The 18,615-nt window shown below is 67.4% G+C and carries 21 protein-coding genes; 11 read left to right on the plus strand and 10 right to left on the minus strand.

The features are described 5' to 3' along the window. Positions 1 to 33: 33 nt before the first annotated feature. Positions 34 to 561 carry a DUF411 domain-containing protein gene (locus tag ACFOMD_RS11015; protein WP_380861281.1) on the plus strand — a complete coding sequence of 176 codons (528 nt, stop codon included), beginning with the start codon at positions 34 to 36 and terminating at the stop codon, positions 559 to 561. Here the strand turns inward: ACFOMD_RS11015 and ACFOMD_RS11020 are convergent. The 5 genes from ACFOMD_RS11020 to glmU are packed head-to-tail and all read right to left on the minus strand — an operon-like array spanning position 558 to position 4,729. Further along, positions 558 to 890, minus strand: a complete 333-nt coding sequence (locus ACFOMD_RS11020) for a tRNA-binding protein (protein ID WP_380861283.1) — start codon at positions 888 to 890, stop codon at positions 558 to 560. The genes ACFOMD_RS11015 and ACFOMD_RS11020 overlap by 4 nt on opposite strands. A gap of 8 nt (positions 891 to 898) precedes the next feature. Beyond that, the gene (glmS, locus tag ACFOMD_RS11025) at positions 899 to 2,722 is read right to left on the minus strand and encodes a glutamine--fructose-6-phosphate transaminase (isomerizing) (RefSeq protein ID WP_380861285.1); all 1,824 of its coding nucleotides are present in this window, start codon (positions 2,720 to 2,722) and stop codon (positions 899 to 901) included. 13 nt (positions 2,723 to 2,735) lie between these two features. Then, on the minus strand, positions 2,736 to 3,101 hold the full coding sequence (locus tag ACFOMD_RS11030; RefSeq protein ID WP_380861287.1) for a PIN domain-containing protein: 366 nt from the start codon (positions 3,099 to 3,101) through the stop codon (positions 2,736 to 2,738). Between the two features lie 3 nt (positions 3,102 to 3,104). Further along, positions 3,105 to 3,350, minus strand: a complete 246-nt coding sequence (locus ACFOMD_RS11035; protein WP_380861289.1) for a ribbon-helix-helix domain-containing protein — start codon at positions 3,348 to 3,350, stop codon at positions 3,105 to 3,107. 32 nt (positions 3,351 to 3,382) lie between these two features. Then, positions 3,383 to 4,729 (minus strand): bifunctional UDP-N-acetylglucosamine diphosphorylase/glucosamine-1-phosphate N-acetyltransferase GlmU, encoded by a 1,347-nt coding sequence (gene glmU / locus ACFOMD_RS11040; RefSeq protein WP_380861291.1) that lies wholly within the window; start codon positions 4,727 to 4,729, stop codon positions 3,383 to 3,385. 77 nt (positions 4,730 to 4,806) lie between these two features. Between glmU and ACFOMD_RS11045 the strand changes: the two genes are divergently transcribed. Further along, entirely contained in the window at positions 4,807 to 5,493 is a 687-nt protein-coding gene (locus tag ACFOMD_RS11045) for an HAD family hydrolase (protein WP_380861293.1), read from the plus strand. On the opposite strand, the gene ACFOMD_RS11050 is transcribed toward ACFOMD_RS11045, so the two are convergent. Genes ACFOMD_RS11050 through ACFOMD_RS11065 form a run of 4 tightly spaced genes read right to left on the minus strand, consistent with a single transcriptional unit; the run spans position 5,450 to position 8,039 of the window. Continuing rightward, positions 5,450 to 6,487, minus strand: a complete 1,038-nt coding sequence (locus tag ACFOMD_RS11050) for a nucleotidyltransferase domain-containing protein (RefSeq protein WP_380861295.1) — start codon at positions 6,485 to 6,487, stop codon at positions 5,450 to 5,452. The genes ACFOMD_RS11045 and ACFOMD_RS11050 overlap by 44 nt on opposite strands. After that, the gene (locus ACFOMD_RS11055) at positions 6,480 to 7,361 is read right to left on the minus strand and encodes an HprK-related kinase A (RefSeq protein ID WP_380861297.1); all 882 of its coding nucleotides are present in this window, start codon (positions 7,359 to 7,361) and stop codon (positions 6,480 to 6,482) included. The genes ACFOMD_RS11050 and ACFOMD_RS11055 overlap by 8 nt, the downstream gene beginning before the upstream one ends. After that, positions 7,358 to 7,615 carry an HPr-rel-A system PqqD family peptide chaperone gene (locus ACFOMD_RS11060; RefSeq protein WP_380861299.1) on the minus strand — a complete coding sequence of 86 codons (258 nt, stop codon included), beginning with the start codon at positions 7,613 to 7,615 and terminating at the stop codon, positions 7,358 to 7,360. Before ACFOMD_RS11060 ends, ACFOMD_RS11055 begins: the two co-directional genes overlap by 4 nt. A 25-nt stretch (positions 7,616 to 7,640) precedes the next feature. Then, positions 7,641 to 8,039 carry a hypothetical protein gene (locus ACFOMD_RS11065; protein WP_380861301.1) on the minus strand — a complete coding sequence of 133 codons (399 nt, stop codon included), beginning with the start codon at positions 8,037 to 8,039 and terminating at the stop codon, positions 7,641 to 7,643. A gap of 131 nt (positions 8,040 to 8,170) precedes the next feature. Between ACFOMD_RS11065 and ACFOMD_RS11070 the strand changes: the two genes are divergently transcribed. The 6 genes from ACFOMD_RS11070 to phoB all read left to right on the plus strand — a co-directional run bounded on the left by ACFOMD_RS11070 (position 8,171) and on the right by phoB (position 14,458). Next, positions 8,171 to 9,400, plus strand: coding sequence for a sensor histidine kinase (locus ACFOMD_RS11070; RefSeq protein WP_380861303.1), 1,230 nt, complete (start codon positions 8,171 to 8,173; stop codon positions 9,398 to 9,400). Between the two features lie 93 nt (positions 9,401 to 9,493). Then, positions 9,494 to 10,897 carry a phosphate ABC transporter permease subunit PstC gene (gene pstC / locus ACFOMD_RS11075; protein ID WP_380861305.1) on the plus strand — a complete coding sequence of 468 codons (1,404 nt, stop codon included), beginning with the start codon at positions 9,494 to 9,496 and terminating at the stop codon, positions 10,895 to 10,897. After that, positions 10,890 to 12,185 carry a phosphate ABC transporter permease PstA gene (pstA, locus tag ACFOMD_RS11080; protein ID WP_380861307.1) on the plus strand — a complete coding sequence of 432 codons (1,296 nt, stop codon included), beginning with the start codon at positions 10,890 to 10,892 and terminating at the stop codon, positions 12,183 to 12,185. Before pstC ends, pstA begins: the two co-directional genes overlap by 8 nt. A gap of 71 nt (positions 12,186 to 12,256) precedes the next feature. After that, the gene (pstB, locus tag ACFOMD_RS11085; protein ID WP_380861696.1) at positions 12,257 to 13,003 is read left to right on the plus strand and encodes a phosphate ABC transporter ATP-binding protein PstB; all 747 of its coding nucleotides are present in this window, start codon (positions 12,257 to 12,259) and stop codon (positions 13,001 to 13,003) included. A gap of 13 nt (positions 13,004 to 13,016) precedes the next feature. Next, positions 13,017 to 13,748, plus strand: coding sequence for a phosphate signaling complex protein PhoU (phoU, locus tag ACFOMD_RS11090; protein ID WP_380861309.1), 732 nt, complete (start codon positions 13,017 to 13,019; stop codon positions 13,746 to 13,748). Beyond that, positions 13,748 to 14,458, plus strand: a complete 711-nt coding sequence (gene phoB / locus ACFOMD_RS11095) for a phosphate regulon transcriptional regulator PhoB (protein ID WP_380861311.1) — start codon at positions 13,748 to 13,750, stop codon at positions 14,456 to 14,458. Before phoU ends, phoB begins: the two co-directional genes overlap by 1 nt. Here phoB and ACFOMD_RS11100 read toward each other — a convergent pair. Further along, on the minus strand, positions 14,455 to 15,996 hold the full coding sequence (locus ACFOMD_RS11100) for a 2-isopropylmalate synthase (protein ID WP_380861313.1): 1,542 nt from the start codon (positions 15,994 to 15,996) through the stop codon (positions 14,455 to 14,457). The two genes, phoB and ACFOMD_RS11100, sit on opposite strands and share 4 nt — an antisense overlap. 463 nt (positions 15,997 to 16,459) lie before the next feature. Between ACFOMD_RS11100 and ACFOMD_RS11105 the strand changes: the two genes are divergently transcribed. The 3 genes from ACFOMD_RS11105 (at position 16,460) to ACFOMD_RS11115 (ending at position 18,612) form a co-directional block, all read left to right on the plus strand. Continuing rightward, positions 16,460 to 17,539, plus strand: coding sequence for a choice-of-anchor A family protein (locus tag ACFOMD_RS11105; RefSeq protein WP_380861315.1), 1,080 nt, complete (start codon positions 16,460 to 16,462; stop codon positions 17,537 to 17,539). Between the two features lie 84 nt (positions 17,540 to 17,623). Beyond that, on the plus strand, positions 17,624 to 17,950 hold the full coding sequence (locus ACFOMD_RS11110) for a YnfA family protein (protein ID WP_380861317.1): 327 nt from the start codon (positions 17,624 to 17,626) through the stop codon (positions 17,948 to 17,950). A 62-nt stretch (positions 17,951 to 18,012) separates the two neighbouring features. After that, a complete protein-coding gene (locus ACFOMD_RS11115; RefSeq protein WP_380861319.1) occupies positions 18,013 to 18,612 on the plus strand; it encodes a methyltransferase family protein in 600 nt (199 codons plus the stop codon). Positions 18,613 to 18,615 lie beyond the last annotated feature (3 nt).

An 18,615-nucleotide genomic window follows, 5' to 3' on the forward strand; every position in this document is an offset into this window, starting at 1 on the left:
CGCGAGCGCCGTGATTCCAAACGGGAAGATGTGATGGCTGTGATCGAGCGGGACGATCATGCCGCACTTGGCGGCCGCGCGACGATCGGGGAAAGTGCGGGCATGGACATGAACCGCCGCTATCTGCTCGCCGGCCTCGGCGCGTTTGCCGTCACCTCGCCGGCCGCCGCCGCGCCGAAGCAGGCAATCACCGTTCACAAGGATGCCAATTGCGGCTGCTGCAGCGTCTGGGCGGAGCGGATGACCGCGACCGGGCGCTATGCGCCGAAGCTGATCAACCAGCCGGACATGGTGGCGGTGAAGACGCGGCTGCGCGTGCCGCCCGAACTGGCGTCCTGCCATACGACGCAGGTCGGCACCTATGTGGTGGAGGGGCATGTGCCGCCGTCGGCGGTCGACCGGCTGCTACGCGAGAAACCGAAGGGCGTGATCGGGCTGGCGGTGCCGGGGATGCCGGCGGGGTCGCCGGGAATGGAGATGCCCGACGGGCGGCGCGAGGCGTATGACATCTATGCGTTCACGGCGGATGGCCGCAGCCGGGTGTTCGCGCGGATCGCCTAGTGCATCCGCCCGCCGTCGGGGACGGGCTGATCGGGGGCGAGCAGGACGATGCGGCCTTCGGCGTCGCTGACACCGAGCACCAGCACCTCGCTCATGAACTTGCCGATCTGCTTGCGCGGGAAATTGACCACCGCCAGCACCTGCCGCCCGACCAGCGCCCCGGACGCGTAAAGGTCGGTGATCTGCGCCGACGATCGCTTGACGCCGATCTCCGGCCCGAAGTCGATGGTCAGCTTGATCGCCGGCCGCCGCGCCTCGGGGAAAGGCTCGGCGGCGATGACGGTGCCGGCGCGGATGTCGACGGCGAGGAAATCGTCGTAGCCGATCATCGCTTCGCCTATTCGACGGTCACCGACTTGGCGAGGTTGCGCGGCTGGTCGACGTCGGTGCCCTTGGCCACCGCCACATGATAGGCGAGCAGCTGCACCGGCACCGCATAGACCAGCGGCGCGATCAGCGGGTGGACCTTGGGCATCTCGATGGTCGCGAGGCAGCCTTCGCCGGCCTCGTGCAGCCCTTCGGCGTCGGAGATCAGCACGATCTTGCCGCCGCGGGCGCGCACTTCCTGCATGTTCGACACGGTCTTTTCGAACAGGGGCCCGGACGGCGCGAGCACGATCACCGGCACCGCCTCGTCGATCAGCGCGATCGGGCCGTGCTTCATCTCGCCCGAGGCATAGCCTTCGGCGTGAATGTAGCTGATCTCCTTCAGCTTCAGCGCGCCTTCGAGTGCGAGCGGATAGTCGGGGCCGCGCCCCAAGTAGAGCACGTCGCGCGCCGGCGCGATCAGATGCGCCATCGACGCGATCTCGGCGTCGTGCGCGAGCGCGGCGTTGAGCGCGGCAGGTGCCTCGATCAGGTGGCGCACGATCTCCTGCTCGTCCTCGCGCGACAGCTTGCCCTTCTTCGCGGCCAGATGCGCGGCCAGCGCGGCGAGTACCGCGAGCTGGCAGGTGAACGCCTTGGTCGAGGCGACGCCGATCTCGGGGCCGGCGTGGGTCGGCAGCAGCAGATCGGCCTCGCGCGCCATCGAACTGGTGGGCACGTTGACCACCACCGCGATCTTCTGGCCGTTGTCCTTGCAGTGGCGGAGCGCGGCGAGGGTGTCGGCGGTCTCGCCCGACTGCGAGATGAACAGCGCCAGGCCACCCGGCTGGAGCACCGGGTCGCGGTAGCGGAATTCCGAGGCGACATCGATGTCGACCGGCACGCGCGCGAAGGTCTCGAACCAATATTTGGCGACCATGCCGGCGTAGAAGCTGGTGCCGCAGGCGACGATGGTGATCCGCTCGATGCCGGCGAGATCGATGTCCATCTGCGGCAGAGCGACCTGCTGCTCGATCGGGCGGATATAGCTCTGTAGCGTCTGGGCGACGACGGTCGGCTGCTCGAAGATTTCCTTCTGCATGAAGTGGCGATACGGCCCCTTCTCGACTGCCGCGGCGGTGACGCCCGACGTGGTGATCTCGCGCTCGACCGGCTGATTGTCGCGATCGAAGATCTTCGCCCCGTCGCGGGTGATGATCACCCAGTCGCCTTCCTCGAGATAGGCGATCTTCTGGGTGAGCGGGGCGAGCGCCAGCGCATCCGAGCCGAGATAGGTCTCGCCGTCGCCATAGCCGACGACCAGCGGCGAACCGAGGCGCGCGCCGATCAGCATGTCCGGGTGCTGGCGGAAGGCGATTGCCAGCGCGAAGGCGCCGCGCAACTCGGGCAGCACCGCCTTCACCGCGTCGGCGGGGCTGAGGCCCGCTTCGACCTTTTCCGAGACGAGATGGGCGACGACCTCGGTATCGGTCTCGCTTTCGAAGCGGCGGCCGCGCGCGGTCAGCGCCTTGCGCAGCGATTTGAAATTCTCGATGATGCCGTTGTGAACGAGCGCGACCTCGCCGGTGGCGTGCGGATGCGCGTTGCTGGTGGTCGGCGCGCCGTGCGTCGCCCAGCGGGTGTGCGCGATGCCGATGACGCCGGGGGCGGGGTTGCCGGCCAGTTCCTTGACCAGATTGCCGAGCTTGCCCTCGGCACGGCGGCGCACGAGCTGGCCGTCGTGAACGGTGCAGACGCCGGCCGAATCATAGCCGCGATATTCCATGCGCTTCAGCCCGTCGACGAGACGACCCGCGACCTCATCCTTACCAACGATGCCAATGATGCCGCACATGAAATTGCCTCGCTTATAGGGTGTAAGGAACGCGGATACCCGGCATTTGCTGGGGGAAATCCCTCGTGTTTCGGGTGATAAGGATCGCGCCATTCACCTGCGCGGTCGCAAGAATATACGCATCCATCAGCTTCATCGGCGAACGAAAGTGAATATCCGCGGCGGCAGCAGCGATCCGGGCATCGATCTCAACGACTTCGAAATAGGAGATAGCCTGTTGAAGGGCGTCTCGGTCTTCGATTGGCACTCCCGCCAAGAGTTCTGTCCATACAACGCGGCTGATCCGATGTTTCTTGTAGCGCGACAGCTCTGCAATGGCCTTCGGGTTGTCGTTCAACCAGTCGATCAGGATGTTGGTGTCGAAGAACGGAGCCGACACAGCTCAGATATCCTCATACGGTCGGCGATCCTCACGCATGGCTCTCTGATATTCGACGGCGTCGCCAATGTCGGTTCTGTGCTTCCACAGCCCTGCGCCGCGTGCGATCCAGTCCTGATTGTCAGCGGTATGAACGAGATACAGCTTTACGGCATCGCGGATGGCGGCGGCACGCGAGCGCTTGCTTCGGGCTGCCAGCGCGTCGAGCTTCTCGATATCTTCATCGGGAATGTCGGTCAGAATCCGCATATCGATATATAGATATCATATCAGCATATCATTCAAGTGGATTTCTTCCTCGCCGTCATCGCCGCGCGGAATTTTGCCGCCCAGCCGGGTTTCTCGCCCTGCTCGGCGCGCACGAGCGCCAGCGCGTCGGCGGTGACGTCGCGGGTGACCACGCTGCCGGCGCCGACGATGGCGCCCGCGCCGATGGTCACCGGCGCGACCAGCGACGAGTTGGAGCCGATGAAGGCGCCTTCGCCGATCACCGTCTTGTACTTGAAGAAGCCGTCGTAGTTGCAGGTGATGGTGCCGGCGCCGACGTTGGCGTTGGCGCCGATCTCGGCGTCGCCGATGTAGGTGAGGTGGTTGGCCTTGGCGCCCTTGCCGAGCGTCGCCTTCTTCACCTCGACGAAATTGCCGACCTTCGACTTGTCGCCGAGCTTGGCGCCGGGGCGCAGGCGGGCGTAGGGGCCGACCTCGGCGCGCGGGCCGACCTCGGCGCCTTCGAGGTGGCTGAAGGCGCGCAAGGTGGCACCGTCGGCGACACTGACGCCGGGGCCGAAGAAGCAGCCGGGCTCGATCAGCACGTCGCGGCCGATCTGCGTGTCGAAGGCGAACCAGACGGTGGCGGGGTCGATGAGGGTGACGCCGGCGGCCATCATCTCGGCGCGCTTCGCGACCTGCCATTTCGCCTCGACGGTCGCCAGCTCGGCGCGCGAGTTAATGCCGGCGACCTCGTCGGCGTGCGTTTCGACGACCACCGAGCGGCGGCCGTCGGCGGTCGCGATAGTGACGACGTCGGGGAGATAATATTCGCCGGCGGCATTGTCGTTGCCGACGCGGGCGAGCAGCGGCCACAGGTCGGCGGAGCGCACCGCGAGCAGGCCGGAGTTGCAGAGCGAGACGTTGCGCTCCGTGGCGCTGGCGTCCTTATACTCGACCATCTTCTCGATGGTGCCGTCGGGCTTCGCGATGATGCGGCCATAGGCGCCGGCGTCGTCGGGGCGGAAGCCGAGCACGGCGCAGGCGACATCGCCGGTCAGCGCCGCGAGCATTGCGCGCATCGTCTCAGCCTTCACCAGCGGCACATCGCCGAACATCACCAGCACGTCGCCATCGAAGCCGGCGAGCGCCGATTGCGCCTGGAGGACGGCGTGGCCGGTGCCGAGCTGCGGCTCCTGCGTCACCACCGCGGCGCCGGTGCCGGCGACGGCGGCCTCGACCTGCTCGCGCCGCGCGCCGACGACGACGACCTTGGCGGCGGGGGCAAGTTCATCGACGCTGGCGAGGAGATGCATCAGCATCGGCCGCCCGGCGATCGGGTGCAGCACCTTGTGCAGGTCGGACTTCATGCGGGTGCCCATGCCCGCGGCAAGGACGACGGCGGCGACCGGACGGGTCATGGATGCTCCCTCAACAGACCTTGCGGCGCTTGCCACAGCCGGCTTGCCTTTTCCAGTTCAGCCGCCACAAGGCGGCCATGACCAACACGCTTCCCCGCCTCGTGATCTTCGACCTCGACGGCACGCTCGTCGATACCGGCCCCGACCTGACCGCCGCGCTCAACCATGCGCTCGGCGTGCTGGGGCGGCGTGAGGTCGACGAGGAGTCGGTAAAGGAGATGGTCGGCCTGGGTGCGCGCAAGCTGCTCGAGCGCGGGCTCGAGGCGACCGGCGTGATGACCGACGAGCTGATCGACGCCGGGGTGCAGCCGTTCCTCGACTATTATGCCGCCAACATCTGTGTCGGGTCGAAGCCCTATCCCGGCCTCGAAGCCGCGATGGACGAACTGGCCGCCGACGGCGTGACCCTTGCCGTCTGCACCAACAAGCCACAGCGGCTGAGCGAGCTGCTGATCGAGGCGCTGGGCTGGCAGGGGCGGTTCGCCGCCATCCTCGGTGCCGACCGGGTGCCGCAGCGCAAGCCGCATCCCTCGCATGTGCTGTCGACGATCGAGGCGGCGGGCGGCGACGTGCGCTCGACGGCGTTCATCGGCGATTCGATCGTCGATGTGACGGCGGCGAAGGCGGCCGACGTGCCGGTGATCGCGGTGAGCTTTGGTTTCCCCGACCGGCCGGCGGATACGCTCGGCGCCGATGCGGTCATCGACAGTTACGCCGAGCTTATCCCGGCCCTTCGCCGGCTCGCCGCATCCGCCACTTGGTGAACAGGTGCCGCGCGAGCAGCGCGGGCGGCATGCGCAGCCAGTGACCGCGGATATAGAGTGCCTGCCGGGTCAGCGGACGGATCGGCAGCCCATAGCCGTCGCGCGCGGTTAGCCGCCGGCGGATGAGCCGGTCGAGCGGGGTCGGCTGCCCCGCGAGGGCCGCGTTCACCTTCGTGCCGTAGAAGTCACGCGCGAAGCGGAGCGCGCGGGCGAGCGGGACTTCGAGCTGATGCAGCCGCGCGCGCTCGGCGAGCTGCCGCCAGAAGTCGGGTGTGTCGAAGCCGGTGATCAGCCGGTGGATGTCCCAGAGATTGCGCAGGCCGCCGTCGAAGTCGCCATCGTAGAACAAATGCGCCACCGAATGCAGCAGCATGTCGGGTGGGCTGAGCATGTGCAGGCCGTCACCGACCGGCACGGCATCGGCGATCAGCGCCTCGGCATCGGGTCGCAGCCGCGCGGTCAGCGGCAGGATGGTATGGTGAACGTCGATGACCGAGCCGCGCTCGGCATGTGCCAGCGGCGGAATCTCGTGCATCCATTGCCGGTAATAGGCGTCATCGTAGCCTTCATCCTTCAGCGGGTCCCAGCCGTTGGCGCGCAGGACGCTTTCCGCATCGTCGATGGCGGCGCGCGGGACGAGGATGTCGAGATCGCCGACGGTGCGACCCTCGGCAGGAGGGAGGTCAGCGACCACATAGGCGGCGCCCTTCATCAGCGCGACGGGATAGCCGCGACCGCCGAGCAGCCGCGCCGCGTCGCGCGCTTCCCAGCGGGCGGAGCGCTGGCTGGTTTCGACGCCGATCATCGCGTCGTCGAGGATCGTCTGCGCGAGCGGTGGCGGCGTGATGCCGGCTTCGCGCACCCGCATCGCGAACTGGCCGATCAGCGCCTCGCGGCGGGCCATCCGCAGCAGCCGCTCCCATGTGGTGGCATCGGCTGTCGTCAGCTTCGAGGGCTCGCGCAGATGATCGACGAGGAGCGACAGGTCAGCCATGCGTCGCCCACAATTCCTCGACCAGCATTTCGGCGTCGGCGGTCGAGCCGTAGGCAATCTCGTAGGCGGGCGCCGCCTCGACGGTGCGCCACACCGCTTCGAACCCGGCTTCGCCGGTGGCGCGATAGTTGGTCGAGGCCTGGCTCAGCTGGAAGAAGGCCTCGGCGCGGCTCATCCGGCGCAGGGTGGGTTCGCTGCCGGGGGTGAAGGCGGGCATCACGATCACCTTCGGCGCGGCGGGGACATCCATGTCGCGGATCGCTTCGACCGGCGCCGCGAGGTGTTGGACGCTGCCCTTGATGGTGCCGTCGAAGCGCGGGCCGAAGCGGTCGGCGGGCGCCTCGGCGGCGAGCAGCGGGATCGAGGCGTTCTTCAGCGAGATCGGGCGCGGGAAGGGGTGGAGCTGGCCATCGGCGGGCGACAGCAGCGCGAACTCGTCGCCCAGGAAACGCCAGCCGCGATGGCCGAGGATGGCGGCGAGCGTGCTCTTCCCCGCGCCTGAATCGCCGGTCATCAGCAGCGCGCCGTCACCGCGCGCCACCGCCCCGGCGTGGATCAGCACATAGCGGTGCATGCCGGCGGCGAGCTGGAGGTTCATGCCCATCTCCAGCGCGAGCAGGCCGTGGGCGCGTGGCACCGGCGCCATGAACGGCACCTCTACATCGCAGGCGAGCACGAGGTTCGGCCGCACCCAGCGCCGCCAGACGGCGGGTGGGTGCACCGCGACGCTGTACTCGGCAAGGGCGCCGGCTTCGGGATAGTCGCGATAGAGGTGCGCGGCGTCGTCGATCACCTCGCGCAGGGGCGAGCGCAGCACGAAGCCGAACGGCCCGACGCGCACGCGCAGCTGCGGCCAGTTCTCGCTGCCGGTCACAGGCGGTCGGCGAGGCCGAGCGCGACCAGCTCGGCAAGGCGCGCCTCGATCACCGCCAGCGGCGCGTCGTCCTCGGCCTCGATGTCATGGGTGGCGGCAAGGGCCGCGAGCACGCCGGGCGCGTCGAGCGGCTCGCCGTCGATCGCTTCCAGAATCGCGAACAGGTCGGGGGCGAGCATGTGCGTCTCCCCCGACGGCCGATGGTAGAGAAGATACAGGTCGTCGGTTTCGTGCCACGCCGCGTCGCGGCGCATCGACGATCGGTAACGGATGACGGGATCAGATCCCGGCGCGGCGGCCGGCGATCGACGCCCAGCAGGTGAAGCCCGCGGTGCCGCGCTGCAGCTTCTTGATGTATTCGACGTGCGCGTTGAACGCCTGCTGCGTCAGCGTCTGATTGTTGGTCATCTTGATGTTCGGGCGCTGGTTCCGCAAAATTTCCTCGCCCTTATAGGCGCGGCTCGGCGGCGGGAAGGCACCGTTGCTGTTGGCGGCCTTGATGGTGCCCGTCGAATCGACCCAGTTGGTGATCGGAATCTGGCAGGCCATTACCGAGGTGACGGCGGCATAGGCCGGCTTCATCGTCACCACGGCCGGCACCGCGATCGCGCCAAGGCGCAGTACGGCGCGGCGCGAGGCTCCTGAATCCGGAGCTGCGTCGTTAGTCTGTTCGCTCATGGTCGCGGATGTCCCGAAATTGTAACCCCAGCAGAGAATAGCGCGTCCGGCGTCACCCGCAAACCGCATTTCGTCGCGGTTGCTTGTCGGCCGTGGCAGTTGCACAGGAAAGACATGGAGCAGACGGCGGCATGAACGACAGCGGCAACCGGTTCTTCGCCGCGCTGACGGCGGCGGTTGGCGCCGCGTTCGCCGCCGTCGCCTGGTGGGCGACGGGCGAGATCGCGGTGGTCGCCGCCGTCGCGGTGGCCGCCGCCGCGATCGTCTATGCGATCGAGGCAAACCCGCACATCAAGCCGCCTGAGCTACCCGCCGCCGAGCCGGCGATTCGCGCCGACGCCGTCAGCATCGAGTCGCTGGCCGATCCCGCACTGCTGATCGACCGGGCCTCCGCCATCACCGCCGCCAATGCCGCGGCGAGGAAGCTGGTCGGCGAGCGCGCGGTGGGCGAGGGGCTGGCGGTGCTGCTGCGCCACCCGGCAGCGCTTGATGCGGTGCGGCTGGCGCGCGAGCATGACACCCCTATCGAGCGCGAGATCGCCGGGCTTGGGCGGGGGGAGGGCCTCTATCGCCTCCGCGTCACCGGCATCGGCAACGATCGGCTGCTGTTGCTGTTCAGCGATATCAGCGCGGCGCGGCTGGCGGAGCGGATGCGGGTCGATTTCGTCGCCAACGCCAGCCACGAGCTGCGCACCCCGCTGGCGACGATCATGGGCTTTATCGAAACCTTGCAGGGGCCGGCGTCGGAAGACGGCCCGGCGAGGAAGCGATTCCTCGAGATCATGGCGCGCGAGGCGGGGCGGATGACCCGGCTGATCGACGATTTGCTGTCGCTGTCACGAATCGAACTCGACAAATATGTGCGGCCGACGACGCCGGTCGGGCTCCAGCCGCTGCTCGCCGATGTCGGCAAGACGCTGGCGATGCGACTCGACGCCGATCAGCGCAAGCTGACCATCGATGCCGACGACGAACTGCCGCGGGTGATCGGCGACCGCGACCAGATTTTGCAGGTGCTGCACAATCTGGTGTCGAACGCGCTGAAATACGGCCGCACCGGCACGCCGATCACGTTGCGGGCCGAGCGAATCGACCGGCCGCAGCCGATCATCCGCGTGTCGGTGATCGACCAGGGCGACGGCATCGCATTGGAGCATCTGCCGCGGCTGACCGAGCGCTTCTACCGCGTCGACAACAGCCGTTCGCGGTCTCTCGGCGGCACCGGCCTCGGCCTTGCCATCGTCAAGCATATCGTCGAACGCCATCGCGGCGAGCTCGGCATCGACAGCCAGGAAGGGATCGGCACCACCGTTTCCTTCACACTGCCGCAGGCCGAAAACGGTGCGATGTCACATAACTGAAATGAAATTGTCATACGGCGTCCACCGCGGGCAGCTACCGCGGTGCCGGGGCTTTTATGACAACAAACGGAAAGGCACGGGGGTGACGCGAGGATGACGCTGTCTGCCATCACGCTGATCGTCCTCGGGCTCGGCATTATCGCATATTTCACCGCCCGGGCGCGGGCGAGCGCCTTCGCCGCACCGAAGGGCGCCGGCGCGCGCGACATCGGCGCCGTCCACTCGCGGCCCAACCAGCATGGCTGGTTCGTCGTGCTGTGGGCGTTGGTGCCGGCGCTGCTGCTCGTCGCCACCTGGAGTGTTGTCGACCAGAACATCATCGACGCGCAGGCGCTCGATTCGGTGCCCGCGGCGCAGCGCCCGGCGACCAACCTCGACCGCCAAGCCTTCCTCAATGAAGTGCGCGGCGTCGCCACCGGCGAAATGCAGGCGGCGTTCGATCCGAATGCCGAGCGCGCCGCAATGGTGTGGCGCAGCGCGCGCAACAGCCTCAACCTGATGGTCCTCGGCCTGGCCGCTGCGCTGGCGCTGGCCGGCGGCGCCTATGCGCTCACCCGTGTCCGCCCCGATTTCCGCGCCCGGCCGCGGGTCGAGCGTTTCGTCATGGGCATGCTGGTGCTCGCCTCGCTGGTGGCGATCGCCACCACCATCGGCATCGTCGGTTCGCTGATCTTCGAAAGCTGGCGCTTCTTCACGATGGTGTCGCCGATCGAATTCCTGACCGGCACCACCTGGTCGCCGCAGACGGCGATGCGCGCCGATCAGGTCGGCTCGTCGGGCGCGTTCGGCGCGGTCCCGCTGTTCTGGGGCACGATCTTCATCGGCGCGATCATCGCGATGATCGTCGCCATTCCGCTCGGCCTGATGTCGGCGATCTACCTGACGCAATATGCCAAGCCCGCGACGCGCAAGACGATGAAGCCACTGCTCGAGGTGCTCGCCGGCGTGCCGACCGTCGTCTACGGCTATTTCGCGGCGCTGACCGTGGCGCCGGCGGTGCGTGACTTCGCGCTGTCGATCGGCATCGAGAACGCCTCGTCGGAAAGCGCGCTCGCCGCCGGCCTCGTCATGGGCATCATGATCATCCCGTTCGTCTCCTCGATGGCGGACGACGCGATCAACGCGGTGCCGCAGGCGATGCGCGACGGCAGCCTTGCGATGGGCGCCACCACCTCGGAAACCATCCGCCGCGTGCTGATCCCCGCCGCGCTGCCCGGCATCGTCGGCGGCGTGCTGCTCGCGGTCAGCCGCGCGATCGGCGAGACGATGATCGTGGTGATGGCGGCGGGCCTTGCCGCCAACCTCACCGCCAACCCCTTCTCGAGCGTGACTACGGTGACGACGCAGATCGTCCAGCTGCTGACTGGCGATCAGGAGTTCGACTCGGCGAAGACGCTGTCGGCCTTCGCACTCGGCCTGGTGCTGTTCGTGGTGACGCTGATCCTCAACATCTACGCGCTCCGCGTCGTGAAGCGCTATCGGGAGGCTTATGAATAGCGCCGCGATCGGCAGCCGCGCGCCGACCGAGTGGAGCTCGTCGGCGATGCAGGCGCGCATCCGCAGCCGCTACCGCTCGGAACGGCTGTTCCGGCTGGCGGGGCTCGGCGCGCTGCTGCTCGCCGCAGCTTTCCTGGCCTTCCTGCTGGTCAGCATCGGGTCGAAGGGGCTGACCGGCTTCCAGCGCACCGACGTCAAGCTGACCGTCGCCTTTTCGCCCGCGATCCTCGGCATCGACCCGGCGGCGGCGCGCGGGCCCAATGCGCAGGTCGTGCTGCAGCAGGCCAATTATCAGGGCCTGCTCGATGCCGCGGTCGCGGCGAGCGTCGGCCCCGATGCCGACGGCGTGGTCAGCGAGGGCGCGTGGCTGCGGCTGCGCGAGGCGCTGATGGAGAATCCTTCGCTGCTCGGTATGCAGGCAGATCTGTGGGTGCCGGCGACCAGCGACATCGACCTGCTGGCGAAGGGCATCCTTAACAAGGAGTCGCCGACCGGCGCGGTGAACCCGCAGCTGATCCGCGAGCACAAAAGGCTCGATGCGGCGGGGAAGATCCGTACCGGCCTCAACACCACTTTCCTGTCGATGGCGGATTCGACCGATCCGGAGCTGGCCGGCATCTGGGGCGCGGCGAAGGGCTCGCTGCTGACCCTGCTGGTCACCCTGCTGATCAGCTTCCCGGTCGGCGTGCTGGCGGCGATCTACCTCGAGGAATATGCGCCGAAGAACCGCTTCACCGACATCATCGAGGTGAGCATCAACAACCTGGCCGCGGTGCCGTCGATCATCTTCGGCCTGCTCGGTCTCGCGGTGTTCCTGCAATTCTTCGGCATGCCGCGGTCGGCGCCGCTGGTCGGCGGCTTGACGCTGGCGCTGATGACGCTTCCCGTGATCGTCATTTCGGGGCGCGTCGCCATCAAGGCGGTGCCGCCGTCGATCCGCGACGCCGCGCTCGGCGTCGGCGCCTCGCCGGTGCAGGTGGTGTTCCACCATGTGCTGCCGCTGGCGCTGCCCGGCATCCTCACCGGCACGATCATCGGCATGGCGCGCGCGCTCGGCGAGACGGCGCCGCTGCTGATGATCGGCATGCGCGCCTTCGTCGCCGACGTGCCCTCGGGCCTCAGCAACCCGGCGACGGTGTTGCCCGTTCAGATTTTCCTGTGGTCCGATGATGTCCAGCGCGGCTTCGTCGAGAAGACATCGGCAGCCATTATCGTGCTGCTGGTCTTTTTGATGTTGATGAACGGGCTTGCCATCTACCTTCGCAACAAGTTCGAGAGACGGTGGTGAACGACATGGCCTTATCCGCGCCGGTATCGGCGGCGACCGCGCAGCACGCGACGCCCAACGAAACGGTCAAGATGACCGCGCGCAACGTCAGCGTGTCCTACGGGGCGAAGCAGGCGGTGAAGGAGGTGTCGATCGACATCGGCCGCGAGAACGTCACCGCGTTCATCGGCCCGTCGGGCTGCGGCAAGTCGACCTTCCTGCGCTGCCTCAACCGGATGAACGACACCATCGAGGGCGCCAAGGTCACCGGCGAGATCCGCCTCGACGGGCAGGACATCCATGGCGCGGCGATGGACGTGGTGCAGCTGCGTGCCCGCGTCGGCATGGTGTTCCAGAAGCCGAACCCGTTCCCGAAATCGATCTACGAGAACGTCGCCTACGGGCCGCGCATCCACGGCTTGGCCGGATCGAAAACCGACCTCGACGAGATCGTCGCCACCTCGCTGCAGCGCGCCGGCCTGTGGGATGAGGTGAAGGACCGCCTCGCCGACAGCGGCACCGCGCTGTCGGGCGGCCAGCAGCAGCGCCTGTGCATCGCGCGCGCCATCGCGGTCGACCCCGAAGTCGTGCTGATGGACGAGCCGGCCTCGGCGCTCGACCCGATCGCCACGGCGCGCATCGAGGAGCTGATCGACGAACTGCGCGGCCGCTATGCGATCGTCATCGTCACGCACAATATGCAGCAGGCGGCGCGCGTCAGCCAGAAGACGGCGTTCTTCCACCTCGGCACGCTTGTCGAATACGGCGATACGTCGGAGATCTTCACGAACCCGCGCGAAACGCGCACCAAAGACTATATCACCGGCCGCTATGGCTGAGGAGAATTGGCACATGACGCAGAGCCAGGGTCACACGGTCAAGTCGTTCGACGACGACCTTCGCCAGCTCCGTTCGCTGATCAGCGAGATGGGCGGCCTCGCGCAGGAACAGATCACCGCGGCGATCGACGCGCTCACCCGCCGCGACAGCGAGGGTGCGATGAAGGTCGTCGCGCAGGACAAGTCGATCGACGCGCTCGAAGCCGAGGTCGAACGCTTCGCGGTGCGCATCATCGCGCTGCGCGCGCCGATGGCCGACGACCTTCGTGAGGTCATCGCCGCGCTGAAGATCAGCTCGGTGCTCGAACGCATCGGCGACTATGCCAAGAACATCGCCAAGCGCACGCCGGTGCTCGCCGAGAACAGCATCATCCAGCCGGTGAGCATCCTCCCCGAGATGGGGCGGATCGTGGCGCGGATGGTTCGCGATGTGCTCGACGCCTTCGTCAACCGCGACGCCGAGCTGGCGGTGGCGGTGTGCCAGCGCGATAAGCAGGTCGACGATTTCTACAACAGCCTGTTCCGGGCGCTCCTCACCTACATGATGGAGAATCCGCACCACATCACCGCCTCGGCGCACCTGCTGTTCATCGCCAAGAACCTCGAGCGCGTCGGCGATCACGCCACCAACGTCGCCGAGATGGTGCATTATGGCGTGACCGGCGAACATATCGGCGAACGGCCCAAGGCCGACGCGACGCCTTATGTTAACATCACGCCGGGCGACACGGCGGAAGGCGCGTGATGAAACCGAAGGTCCTGCTGGTCGAGGACGACGAGAGCCTCGTCGAGCTGATCCGCTACAACCTCGGCGCCGCCGATTTCGACGTGACCTCGACGCCCGACGGCGAAGAAGCGCTGATGCTCGCCGAGGAAGAGCTGCCCGACGTCGTCATTCTCGACTGGATGGTCGAGGGCGTGTCGGGCATCGAGGTGTGCCGCCGCCTGCGCCGTTCGCCGGCGACCGCCAACGTGCCGATCCTGATGCTGACCGCGCGCGCCGAAGAGGCCGACCGGGTCCGCGGCCTCGAGACCGGCGCCGACGATTATCTGACGAAGCCGTTCAGCCCGCGCGAGCTGATCGCGCGCATCCGCGCCGTGCTGCGCCGTCTGCGCCCGGCGCTGACCGGCGGCACGCTCGACTATGCGGGCATCAGCATGGACACGGCGACGCACAAGGTGAGCCGCGACGGCAAGCAGCTGTCGATCGGCCCGACCGAATTCCGGCTGCTGCGCCACCTGCTCGAGCATCCGGAGCGGGTGTTCTCACGCGAGCAGCTGATGGATGCGGTCTGGGGCCGCGACGGCGATATCGAGACGCGCACCGTCGACGTGCATATCCGCCGGCTGCGCCGCGCGGTGAACCTCGACGACACGCTGCCCGACGTCATCCGCACGGTACGCTCGGCCGGTTACGCGCTGCAGGTCGAAAACCCGCACAAGCTCGCCAGTTAGGACGCCTTCGCGTCGAGCGCCGAGCGGCCGCGCTTCACCATCAGCTTGTTGAGCGCGTTGGCATAGGCGCGCGCCGAGGCGATCAGTGTGTCGACGTCGGCGCCGACGCCGCGCACCGAGCGACCGTCCTCGCGCAGCACCACGCTCACCTCGGCCTGCGCATCGGTGCCTTCGGAGACGGCGTGCACCTCATAGAGATGGAGCACGCCGCGGTCGTGCGGCACCAGCTCGTGGATGGCGTTGAACAGCGCATCGACCGGGCCGTTGCCGCGTGCGGTCGCCGTCTTGGTCACGTCGTCGATAGCGAGCGTCAGCACCGCGCGCGCCGGGGCGTGCGAGCCGCTGTAGATCTCGACCTCGACGACGCGGATGCGGTCATGGCCGCGCAGCACCTCGTCGTCGACCAGCGCGACGATATCCTCGTCGAACACCTGCTTCTTGGCGTCGGCTAAGTCCTTGAAGCGCTTGAACGCGTCCTGAAACTCATTGTCGGCGAGCGCATAGCCGAGGTCGGCGAGCTTCTGGCGGAAGGCGGCGCGGCCCGAATGCTTGCCGAGGACGAGGTTGGATTCGGAGAGGCCGACCGATTCCGGCGTCATGATCTCGTAGGTCGACGCGTCCTTCAGCATGCCGTCCTGGTGGATGCCGCTTTCATGCGCGAAGGCGTTGGCGCCGACGATCGCCTTGTTGGGCTGCACCTGGAAGCCGGTGATGCCCGACACCAATCGGCTGGCGCGGGTGATCTCGGTGGAGACGACGTTGGTGCGGTAGGGCATCGCGTCGTGGCGCACCTTCAGCGCCATCGCGATCTCCTCGACCGCCGCGTTGCCGGCGCGCTCGCCGATGCCGTTGACGGTCGATTCCACCTGCCGCGCCCCCGCCATCACCGCCGACAGCGTGTTGGCGACGGCGAGGCCGAGGTCGTTATGGCAATGCGTCGAGAAGATCGCCTGATCGGCGTTGGGCACGCGGGAAATCATGTCGCGGAACATCGCGCCATAGGTCTCGGGAGTCGCATAGCCGACGGTGTCGGGCAGGTTGATGGTGCGGGCGCCGGCGCGGATCGCCGTTTCGATGGCGCGGGCGAGGAAGTCCGGGTCCGACCGGGTCGCATCCTCCGCCGACCATTCGACGTCGGGGCAGATGTTGCGGGCGTGGCTGACGCTGCCGCGGATCGCCTCCAGCACCGCCTCGGGCGCCATGTTGAGCTTCACGCGCATGTGGAGCGGCGAGGTAGCGATGAAGGTGTGGATGCGGGGTTTGCCGGCGTGGCGCACGGCGGCCCAGGCGCGGTCGATGTCGGCGGTGGCGGCGCGGGCCAGGCTGGCGACGGTGGCGCGCTTGCACTGCTTCGCCACCTCGCTCACCGCCTCGAAATCGCCTTCGGAGGCGATGGCGAAGCCGGCTTCGATGATGTCGACGCCCATCGTTTCGAGCTGGGCGGCGACGCGCAGCTTTTCGGCGAGGTTCATCGAGCAGCCGGGCGATTGCTCGCCGTCGCGCAGGGTGGTGTCGAATACGAGGACGGTATCGGTCATCTGGGTCGCGCCTTCTTCATCCGGCAGAACGTCTTGGTCGGATGTCCCTTAGGCGGCGATGCGATCGCCCCGGCGACGGGGCAGCGTCCTTCGCGCGCCTAAGGGCGCGCAAGTCGAAGAAGGAGAAGGGCCTGAATGGCTCGCATGATGGCGCCTGTGTGCATTTGTTCGGATCGGTTGTCCAGCGGGCCCTCGACAGAAATTAAGCTGCTTGCACGATTTGCATCGCGACATGTCGTTACCGAAGCATCGTTTAGATGTTGTTGACACCCCGTATTTATCTTATGCGCAAAGGTGAAATAACGACGTGTTCAAACTCGTTTCGCCCAGAGTCGGTGGATTTTACACCGTCACAAAAGGCGATGAATTATACCTTTATAAAACAGTGGCTTAGCTTTTGGCACGGATGCTGCTTGATGGGTGGCAACTCGATTTAGTCCGTTATCTGTTCTGGGGGTTACCAGTGGTTCGTCACACTCTCGCCGCTCTGATGCTGCTGGCTGCCGCGCCGGCCGTCGCGGGTCCGCTCGGCGTTGCCGGCGACTACAATGCCTTCGTTCTTGGCAACACGAACATGCAGTATGTCGACACCCACGGTAAGCTCGCCGTCGGCGGCAACTTGCAGCTGAACGGCGTGCAGATCGGCAGCCAGCTGAGCCAGGGCAGCCCGACCAACCTCGTCGTTGGCGGCAACCTCAACGTGACCAGCGGCTCGATCAACGGCAGCACGGTCGTGTACGGCAACGTCACCGCCAACAACCCGACGTTCCACGGCAATCTGTCGGCCGGCGGCTCGGTGTGGATCAACCCGAACCAGGGCGGCTCGGTCAACGGCTCGGTCACCTACGGCACCAGCTTCACCAAGCCGGGCTGGATGAACCCGCCGGCGACGCAGGGCTCGATCACCCAGCCGGTCGACTTCGCGGCCGCTGCGGCGAGCCTGACCGCGCTGTCGCAGGCGCAGGTCGGCCCGAACGATCCGGCCGGCACCTTCCAGTGGAACCAGCTCTTCCTCACCGGCGGCGCGGGCCTCAACGTTTTCGGCATCACCGAGGCGGTTCTTGAAGGCTCGACCGGCGGCTTCAACATCAACGCGCCGTCTGGCGCCACCGTGATCATCAACGTGGCGGGCAGCGACCTGACGCTGCTGAACACCGGCCTGAACCTGTCGGGCGGGATCACGATGGATAAGATCCTGTGGAACTTCTACGAGGCAACCTCGCTGACCTTTAACGGCAGCTGGAACGGCTCGGTCCTCGCCACGCAGGCGGCGGCGAAGGCGCAGTATGGCGCGATGAACGGCAATTTGATCGTTGCCGCGCTGCACGGCTACGGCGGCCCGTCGACCACGACCAGCCTCGAGGTTCACACCGTGATCAATGGTCAGCCGACCTTCTTCTCGGGCACCACGCGCCCGGTCGGCAACCCGGACCCGGATCCCAATCCGAACCCGGTGCCTGAGCCCGGTACGATGGCGCTGTTCGGCCTCGGGGCGATGCTCGCGGCGATGTCGCGCCGCCGCCGCCAGACCGCCGCGGCCTAAGGCTTCGGACAGGGAAACAAGGGCCGGTGCGCTGCACCGGCCCTTTTTCTATGCACGCGGTTCGGGGGCGGGCTAGGAAGCGACGTGACCTTGCTCGCCTATGTCCTCGCCGCCGTTGCCGAGATTGCCGGCTGCTTTTCCTTCTGGGCCTGGGCGCGGAACGGAGCGTCGGCATGGTGGCTGTTGCCGGGCATGGCGTCGCTGGCGCTGTTCGCCTGGTTGCTGACGCTGGTCGACAGCGCTGCTGCCGGCCGTGCCTATGCGGCCTATGGCGGCGTCTACATCGCCGCATCGCTGGCATGGCTGTGGCTGGTGGAAGGCGTGCGGCCGGATCGTTGGGATCTGATCGGCGTGGCCGTCTGCCTCGCGGGCGCCGCCATAATCCTCCTCGCTCCGCGAACCGCCGCTTGACCCTGTAGCGGTCACGGGGTGCAGGGTCCGCACCGACTCGAAACGTCGGAAAGGACCGGCCCATGGTCGTCAGCCCCGCCGCAGCGCTGCTGCTGTTCTTCCTGTTCTACTTCACCGCGGCCTTCGTGTGGCCGACGCTTCGCCTGTGGCGGCGCGACCGGGTGAATGCGCTGGTGCTGGCGCGTGACGACAGCGCGCATGGCGTCCTCGCGAGCTGGTTCCGGGGACTGATCGCCGTGATGATGCTTTTGCTAATCGCGCGGGCCGCCGGGCTGCCGGCGTCGGCGCTCGGCGCGATCGACTGGCTGGCGCTGCCGGCGCTGCGATTTGTGGGGTGGGGGCTGCTGCTGGCCTCGCTCGCCTGGATCGTCGCGGCGCAGGCGCAGATGGGCGCGTCATGGCGCATCGGCATCGAGCCGGGCACGCAGCCGCCGCTGGTGCGCCGCGGGCTGTTCGGGCGCAGCCGCAACCCGATCTTCCTCGGCATGCGGCTCAATCTCGCCGGGCTGTTCCTCGCCGACCCCAACGCGGCGACGCTCGCCGCGCTCTTGCTCGGCGAGGCGCTGATCCAGGTACAGGTGCGGCTCGAGGAGGTGCACCTCGCGGGGGTCTTCGGCGCCGATTATGACGCCTACCGCCGCGAGGTGCCGCGCTGGATTTAGGCC

Source organism: Sphingoaurantiacus capsulatus (assembly GCF_042648405.1).
Classification (GTDB): domain Bacteria; phylum Pseudomonadota; class Alphaproteobacteria; order Sphingomonadales; family Sphingomonadaceae; genus Sphingoaurantiacus; species Sphingoaurantiacus capsulatus.